Annotated in this window: 5 protein-coding genes; 3 read left to right on the top strand and 2 right to left on the bottom strand. The window is 28.8% G+C overall.

Annotation, left to right across the window (positions count from 1 at the left end; all coding sequences use genetic code 11):
• A partial coding sequence (locus NHF47_RS17070; RefSeq protein WP_252766125.1) for an RHS repeat domain-containing protein occupies nucleotides 1-1,355 on the top strand: 1,355 nt, incomplete at its 5' end.
• Nucleotides 1,356-1,694, top strand: a complete 339-nt coding sequence (locus NHF47_RS17065) for a hypothetical protein (protein ID WP_252766124.1) — start codon at nucleotides 1,356-1,358, stop codon at nucleotides 1,692-1,694.
• A gap of 181 nt (nucleotides 1,695-1,875) precedes the next feature.
• Here NHF47_RS17065 and NHF47_RS17060 read toward each other — a convergent pair whose 3' ends face one another.
• Complete coding sequence (locus NHF47_RS17060) at nucleotides 1,876-2,622, bottom strand: hypothetical protein (protein ID WP_252766123.1); 747 nt, start codon at nucleotides 2,620-2,622, stop codon at nucleotides 1,876-1,878.
• Nucleotides 2,623-2,625: 3 nt separating this feature from the next.
• Complete coding sequence (locus NHF47_RS17055) at nucleotides 2,626-2,958, bottom strand: helix-turn-helix domain-containing protein (protein WP_252766122.1); 333 nt, start codon at nucleotides 2,956-2,958, stop codon at nucleotides 2,626-2,628.
• A gap of 143 nt (nucleotides 2,959-3,101) precedes the next feature.
• On the opposite strand from NHF47_RS17055, the gene NHF47_RS17050 reads away from it, so the two are divergent.
• Nucleotides 3,102-3,671 (top strand): hypothetical protein, encoded by a 570-nt coding sequence (locus NHF47_RS17050; protein WP_252766121.1) that lies wholly within the window; start codon nucleotides 3,102-3,104, stop codon nucleotides 3,669-3,671.
• Nucleotides 3,672-3,845 lie beyond the last annotated feature (174 nt).

The raw sequence follows: 3,845 nt of genomic DNA, 5'->3' as shown, positions 1-3,845 counted from the left end.
ATGCAACCACCTCGCCACAAGGATTTAAGGATGGAGCAAATAATAATACTGAATATGGTTATGATGATAATGGTAATATGACACGTGATGATAATAAAGGGATTACCAATATTGTATACAACCATTTAAATTTACCAACAGAAATTGTTTTTGGTACCAATAAAATTGAATATTTTTACAATGCTACAGGACAAAAAGTAGTTAAAAAAGTGACAGAAAATACAGCAGTAACAACTACTACTTATTTAGCAGGAGGTTTTCAATATGAAAACAGTGTTTTACAATTCTTCCCCCATGCAGAAGGATATGTGAAAAAGGAGAGTAGTAGTTACAAATATGTGTTTAATTATACGGATCATTTAGGAAATATACGATTAAGTTATAGTGATGTAGATAACAGTGGTAGTATAGCTATCGATGAAATAGTAGAAGAGAATGAATATTATCCTTTTGGATTAAAACATAATACTTATCCTTCTTCGAATGCATACGAGTATAAGTATAACGGTAAAGAACTGCAAGATGAACTGGGACTTAATATGTATGATTACGGAGCAAGGAATTATGACCCTGCACTTGGTAGATGGATGAATATTGACCCAAAAACAGAATTAATGCGTAGATTTAGTCCATACAATTATGCGTTTAATAATCCGATGTATTTTATTGATCCTGATGGTATGGCACCTGAAGGAACAGATCCTGAGAAAGGATGGTTTGGAAGAGCTTGGGATAAAGTCAAAAATTGGTTTAGTTCAAGTCCTAAGAATAGTGGATATGTAGAAATAGGAAATGCGGTAGCTAAGTTCTTAGAAGAGAATGAGCTTGTAGCAGATTTTAAATTTGATTCAAGGTTTTCAATTGGAGCAGGTATAAGTGTTTCAGCGGGCGATAGTAATATTTCTGCAAACGGAGAATTGGTTGGTGTAGAATTATTAGAAGTAAGTGGTAGTTTACTTGATGAGAATAGTTTTGAAGGCGATTATATTTTGAAAGATGGAGAGATGGAAGTTAGTCAATCAGTAGATGTGTCTATATCAAATGGTAAAACAAAATATACATTAGTTGAAGGAGAGAATTCTTTTACGGCTCACGGAAGTGATTTAGACAGGACTAAGAATGAGAAGTCAAGTTTTGATTATTTAAGTAAGACAACAAGTTCATTAGAATCAAGTAATAAAGAGCCTGGGAAAGGAATTTCTGTAAAAACCAAAGGTCCAGGAGATAATAATCCTACAGCAAAGATTGATGCAGTTAGTAAAGAAGGTTCCTCAACTTTTAAAGGTTCTATAAAAGGTGGTATTATAATGAAAATAGGTCTTAGTTTAGAATTAGGTTTTAAAAAGAAAAAATAAATGAAAGCAAAATTTATTAAATATATTTTATATACAGCTATTGGAATCATAATTTTTATTTTAGTAGTTACAATTGGAAATACAATAAAAATTAATAATTCAGAAGCTTATTCCATAGCAAAGAAGAAAATATTAGAAGAAAATATAATTGTAGAGAAAATAGGAAAGGTAGAAAGTTTTGGAAACTTTCCTAGCGGTTCTATAAAAACTGTAAATGGTATAGAATATGCTCAATTAGAAATGAAAGTTATAGGAAGTCAAAAAGAATTAGATATAGTGGTTTCTATGGAAAAAGGTAGTGATGAATGGATATTGACAGATATGTTTATAAATGATTAGGTTTTTGTATATATTTTCATCTATTACCTTTTTAATGGGGATAATAAGCATTATTAAGCTGATTATATTACTGATTAAACAAGAATATACAAAAGCATTTCTTGAAATTTTTGCAATTATTTTTTTAGGCTTATTAACATTAATAGGATTATATATTATAAAAAAAAGAAGTAGGTGATGCCTACTTCTTTTTTGTTATTGAATTACCTATTTGTAGAAATAAGTATAAATTCTTTTCTAATTCTTCTTTTTCACATGAAGCAGTGTAGATTATAGCATTTTCATTATCTTTAATCCATATAGTCATAAAAGCTAAATCTGTATTGTTGTAATTAATATAATATTTTAGAATATAGGAATCTTTGGGATATAATTTATTTTTGTCAAAACCTTTAATTATTATACTTTTAATACTATTTTGAATTTGATTTTTATAATCTTTTACAAAATTTTCAAAAGTATCTGATGTGATTTTTTCATATCTAAGGGTTATATTTTGACAATATGCAATACTGTCATCACACTTTTTTACAGCAGTTAATAAGGTATTAGCGTCATCAAAAACTTGATTTAATTCCCAATATTTAGGTATAGGTATGTAGGAATTTATTTTTTCTAAAAAAACATCTTTATATATGTAGTCATTTTTATCTAAAGTATACATTAAAGTGTCTTGGTTGTATCTAATTACATCAGTAAGATTCCCTTGATTGTAACATTTCCAAATACCATGTTTTTTATTGTTTAGAAGGTTGCCTTTTATAAGTAGATTACCTTTTTCATCTCTTTTTATGTATTCTTCTTCAATATTCTTTTTCAATACAATATTCTTTTCTTTGTTTGTGTTAAGATTTTTATCAGAATCATTATTCTTGCATGAATACATTATAAATACAACAGATATGTATAAAAATACTTTTGTTTTCATTTTTTATTTATAAGAAAGTTTAGTTTTATAATCTCTAATTAAAGCATCAATTACATTAAATAATTGTTTTTTTTCTTCTTCGGGCATAGTTGCGATAGCTTCTGTACGTTCAATGATTTTTTTATCTTTTAAAATTACGGTATTATTACCAATCAAATAATCTAGAGAAACCTCAAGAGCATGTGCGATTTTATTAGCAATCTCCACAGAAGGTGTAATTTCTTCCCGCTCGTATCTTCCAATTACTGCACCAGAAGTACCTACAATAGTTCCTAAATCATCACGAGATAATCCTTTTTCTTTACGCAATTGGGTTATAGTACTTCCTATATTCATAATCTATAAGTAATAATAATGCCTTAAAAATAAGGGTTTATGCAAATATACGTTACTTAAAGGTAAAAAAACAAACGAATAAATTTGTAAATAATATCATTTATTGATTAAGTTTATAACTAATAAGTGAAATTTTATAAGTTATGAACAATCTAAACACCCAAAACCCAAGCCAATTAGAATATGCAAATAAACTTATTAGAATAACAGTATTAGGCGGTATCAGGTTAGATGGTTTAGACAGAATGCGTGTAACACTCAAAATACAAGCTACAGAAATAGAAAGCCTAGCAGTAAGACATAATTTAGATCTATACAACGATACCCAAGTAGAAAAACTAATTAGAAAAACAGCTACTAAACTAGAAATCGGTACAAGTGTAATCGAAGCAAGTATAAACGAACTCATAGAAGAACTAGAAAAATACAGGCTAGCAGAGCTAGAGTCAAAAGATGAAAGTCCAAAGTCTAAAGTCTTGACAGAAAAAGAAAAAAACGAAGCTTTAGAATTACTAAGAACTAAGGACTTACTACTAAGGACTAATGAACTAATAGGCAAAAGCGGAATTATAGGAGAAGAAACCAACAGGCTAATTATGTATTTAATCTTTTCATCAAGAAAGAGAGAACAGCCATTACATATAATAAGTTTAGGTTCATCAGGAACAGGAAAAACACACCTTCAGGAGAGTATAGGAAATCTAACCCGATAGCGCGGATTTGCAATCCGTGCCCATAAAATAGATAAAATAAAATCACTCTGTTAAGGAGTGGTTTTTTAATTTAAATCTAAAAGCTATTAATTATAATCTAAAAGCTTTGATTAATAACCCCGATAGCTCGGAAATGTTTTCCGTGCCCACAAAGAAGCTAAAAATAAAACCACT

This window comes from Flavobacterium sp. NRK F7, assembly GCF_024054195.1.
GTDB lineage: Bacteria > Bacteroidota > Bacteroidia > Flavobacteriales > Flavobacteriaceae > Flavobacterium.
The sequence above is the reverse complement of the archived record's forward strand: the minus strand, read 5'-3'. Positions and strand labels throughout refer to the sequence as shown.